This is a genomic window from Methylorubrum sp. POS3 (assembly GCF_043352485.1).
GTDB classification, from domain to species: domain Bacteria; phylum Pseudomonadota; class Alphaproteobacteria; order Rhizobiales; family Beijerinckiaceae; genus Methylobacterium; species Methylobacterium suomiense.
In genome coordinates this window covers 1-4,656 of sequence record NZ_JAPRBT010000002.1, presented here as the reverse complement: position 1 = coordinate 4,656, position 4,656 = coordinate 1, and the positions used below count along the sequence as shown (strand labels likewise).

Annotated in this window: 1 protein-coding gene; it reads right to left on the bottom strand. The window is 68.7% G+C overall.

The genetic code is table 11. From position 1 onward, the window contains the following. A partial coding sequence (locus OWC43_RS23080) for a phage tail protein (RefSeq protein ID WP_393958630.1) occupies window positions 1-4,656 on the bottom strand: 4,656 nt, incomplete at both ends.

Sequence of the window (4,656 nt, the reverse complement as noted above, 5' to 3'; positions counted from 1 at the left end):
TGCCGTTGCCGTCGCGCACGCACTCGAAGTCGAGGCCGGCGATCTGGATGGCCCGGCTGCCGATGGCGAGGCGGCTGGCATCGATGCTGTCGGCCTTGATCGCGCCGCCGTTGATCTGCGTGCCCGTGGCCCAGGATGAGAGCTTCGTCCCGCCCGAGACCGTGATCGCGTTGGCCGTCAGCACATCGACGGCGAGCTTGGCGGCCGAGATGCTGCCGTTGGCCGCGATGGTGTCGACATGGATGGCGCCGGCCTGGAGCCGGTCAGTGGTGATCGTGCCGGCGGCGATGCGATCGGCGTGCAGCGAGTTGGTGAAGAGGTTGCCGCCATCGATCAGGGTCGCGCTGGGCGGCTGATACGGGCTCGTCTCGGTTGCCCCGTCCCGCGTCGCGGCCATCATGAAGCCGGTCACGAACAGATACGGCCAGTCACCGCTGATCTGTCCAGCCATGAAGAAGACTTGGCAGTAGGTCGCGTCGGCGGGGGCCTTGGCGATCAACGTGATCCGCGGGTGGTCCTGCTCACTCCAACCGGCCTGCCCCCCCGTGGCGAGCTCGACGAAACGCGTGCCGACATACTGGTGGGAGGCGTTGAGGAAATCGACGTAGATCCGGCCGATGCACCGGTGCGCCTGCACATAGGCCGAGAATTCGTAGGTCGTGCCGCCGACGATCGGGTAATCCGCCCGATCGCCATTGGCGCTTAGGCGCGTCTGCTGCAAGCCGAACCAGTGATGGGTCGCCTGCGACGCCAGCTTGTAGTAGGCGATCGCGGCAGCCTTGAACCCAGCCGGGCACCAAACCGGATCAACATACACAGGGCTATAGGCGGCGGGGTCGCTGTTCCAGCCGTGCCACTTATGCCAGCCGCGGGTACCCTGTGCCATATCGGGGTTGAACGCCATGTTGGCGCCGTTGATCGCAAGTTTCGAGGCGGTGATCGCCCCGGCCGCGATCTGATCGGCCCCGACGGCTCCGGCCCGGATCTGTGCGGCGGTGATCGAACTGGCGACGAGGCGATCGGCGTTGACCGAATTCGCCTGTATCTCGTTGCCGGTGAGCGCGTTGGCGACGACGTGGCCGGCCGCAATGGTGCGGTTGGCGATCTGGTTGCCGGTGAGCCCGGCAATCTCCGAGACCTGGAGTGAGGCCGGCACATACTTGGCCAGCGCAGCATCCCAGCGATAAAGCTTGCCGTCGCTTTGAAGGGTCACGAACTGGCCGGTCTTGGTCGTCGGCAGGCTCGTGACCACGCGCGGCACCTCGAGGCCTGCAGCCATCCGGGTTGCGTCGACGGTGCCGGCAGCGATCTGTGCGCCGTCGAGGGCCGCCGTCTGGGCGGTGCCGGCCCATAGATAGCTCGACGCGACGAGGTCGGAGGTGTTGCGCGCGCGCAGCCAGTAGGTCCGCTGGCCCGTGGTCGGCATGTCGTCCCAGTAGGCCGCCTGGCCGTAGGGAACGCGTCCAACCAAGGTCGAGCCCGATGGCGGCGTGGCCGCGCTCGAGACGCCGTCGAAACCCCAGACCTCGATGTAGTCGAGATCTCGATCGGCCGGCGGCGCGAAGGTGATCACGACGCGCTGGAACCGGCCCGAGACGCTCGGATTCGTCGGGTTGCCCGGGGCGAGCGTGCTCTTGGCCGTGGTCACGGACCCGACCGGGCCGTAATCCGACGGCACGCCCGCCTTCGAGACCGATCGAACCTTGGCGTTCACCGCGCTCGCCGGCCGGAAGCCGCGCATCGTCGCCGCGTGGGTCTCGACCTTGCGAGTCTCCCAATCGCCGGAGCCGATCTGCCAGGCGACCTCGTAATGCGAGAGGTTGGCGCTGGTGACCGCCGCCCAGGTCGCCCGGACGCTCGCGCTCAGGCTGCCGTCGAGGCCGGTCTCGGCGCTCGAGGCCAGCGTCGGCTGGCCCGGGCGCGCCGGCGCGCTGGTGTCGAACAGCTCGATCGAGACGGTCTTGGCCACCTCCGCCGAGACGTTGAGCTCGGCCGGGTTCTTCGAGAACGCGTCGTAGGCCGCCGCGCGGACGTAATACGTCTTGTTCGGGGTCCCTGCGAAAGTGAAAACCCCGTTCCGGACTTCGTAGCTCTGAGCCGTGGCCGGATTGATGTTGGGGGTTTCCGACACCCATACGAGGTAGCCCTCGAAATCTAGGTCGGCGACCTTCGGCAACTCGACGAAGATTGTCTCGGAGTTGGCGTTGAGGGTCGGCACGATGATGCCCGGCGGCGGGTTCGACACCAGCAGCGAGGCGGGCGGACCCTCGCCGTCCTCGGCCGAGAGCGCACAGACCGACACGCGGAACTGCCGGCGCGGGCCGCCCTCGTTGACGTTGACGTTGTAATCGTAGCTCCATTCGGTCTGGCCGACCGGTAACATCTCGCGGTGCAAGAGCTTGGCCGTAAAGGCATCGTAGACGTAGACGACGTTCCGGATCGGGTAGGGGGAGACGCCGTCGGCAAGCTTGTTCGCCCAGGTGAGCGAGCATGAGCGGCCGGAGAACGTGTGGCCGCCCCCCTTCACCGACAGACCTGTGACCGTGGCGGGCGCCTGCCCGGCCCACCCGATGACGGTGTAGGCTTTCTCCGTCGCTATAGACGCGTTGCCGTTCAGGCCCGTCGTCACCACCGTGAATTTCCACTCACCGGTCTCGGCGTCGGTGAAGTCGATCGAGGTGCTCGGCGTGCGCGACGTGACCACGGCACCGGACGGCCGGATCGCGGTCACGGTGTGGGCCACGGCGTTGAACGGCTGACCCGCCGTCCACGACAGGGTCAGGGCCTGCTTGGCCTGTCCCCGCTCGCTGTACTGGCTCTCGCGCACGGTCAGGTCCCTCGGCGGCGCGACCACGGCCGGGAACGCGGTGATCGTCGAGGGCTCGAACGCCGCCCCGCGATCGATCGCATCGTACTTGCCTGGCTCATGCTGCAGGGCCGAGACCGCGTAGACGTGCGGCTCCTCCTCGCGGATCGAGACGATGCGGTAGAGCTGCGGCTCGACCGGGCCGGCGATGAGCCAGACCGCCGCCGGATCGGGCACCTGCGTCAGCGCGGCGGCCAGCGCCACCGTGGTGACGGTGCCGGCCCCCGTCTCGATCGCCCGCTCCTCGACCGTACCGTCCGGGAGGGTGACCGAGATCGCGTAGCTCGCCCCGGCGGCGAGCGTGACGGGGCGGTCGAGCACGAGCCGCGTCAGGCTCGAGCCCGCCAGCAGCCGGCCCGACAGGTCGAGATTGGCGATCTGCGGATCCTGGATCGCGACGAGGTCGCCGGGGCGGGCGACCGCGTGATCGAGGCCGGCCCGATACGAGACGATCTGGGTCTGGTGCAACTCGGTGAACAAGAGCCACCGGCCGGCGCGGTGGGCCTGGCCGCGCGAGGTGCAGCCGAGCAGATCGATCCGGGTCGGATTGTAGCCGTAGCGGGCGACGCCCTCGGCATCCTCGACCACCTCGATCGCCGGCTTGTAGAGATTGTCCGGGTCGTTCCAGGCGACGAGCGCGACCGTGTGGCGGGCGCGCCGCCCGGTGCTGGCGTAGGAGAACGTGCCGTCGAGGACGTTGGCCTCGGTGACGAGCAGGATTGGATCGCCCGGGCGGTCCTGGCTCGCCGTCACCGTGCCCGACGACCAGAACACCGTGCCGCGGAAGATCTGGGCGATGAGCTGCAACAGCTCGAACGCCTCCTGCTGGGTCGCGATCACGCCGTTGAAGGTGTGGCGCGGCTCCAGCCCGCCCCGGCCGTCGGGGACGAGCGCGTCGCAGTAGCGGGCGATCTCGTAGAGCGCCCACTTGTCGATCGCCGCGGTGTCGATGAACGCGCCGAGCCCGAACCGGTCGTCGCGCAGGATCAGGTGCAGCGCCCAGGCCGGATTGTCGGTGAAGCCTTCCCCGAACGTGCCGTCCCAGATCCCGGTATAGGTCCGCGTCGCCGGATCGTAGTTCGACGGGATCGGCATGCGCACGCCAGCGACGAGGTAGGTTCGGGCCGGCACGCTGGTGCCGAAGGCGGAGGCCTGCGCGGTCAGGCCGACCACGGCCGAGTGCGGGTAGCTGAACTTCGCGTCGACGATCGAGGTGGTCGAGGCGAACACCAGGTCCGACTGGCTGGTGACCTTCGACTGGCTGGCGTTGAACGCGTCGGTGTCGGGCGAGACCCGCACCACCCGGACCTGCCACGGAGCCGAGGCGCCGGCCGGATTGCGCGGCAGCGGGATCTCGTGCGAACGGAAGTAGCCCGAGGTGGTCTTGCCGGTCAGCGTCAGGTCGCCGAGCGCGTCGACCCACGGCCCGCCGCTGTAGCGCGCCTCGATCCGGTAGGTCAGCGTGTTGGCCCGGACCGGCCCGTCGGCCTTAGCCAGGAACAGCGACGGGATCTGCACCGTGACCCGGACGCGGTCGACATCGGTGTCGGTGATCGAGACCACGACCGGGGTCGCCTGGGTGACACGGATCCCGACCTCGCGCGGCGTCTGCACGTCGGCATAGCCTGGCATATAGGTCTGGTCGGGGGCACCGACCCGGAACTCGGCCGACAGCCCCTTGAAGTTGCTGCTGCCGTCGGCGTTCTCGACCGGCACGTCGTTGAGGTAGACGCCCTTGAGCCCGCCGCGCACGCCGACGATCTCGCCCTCGCCGAGGAGGTCGATCAGGC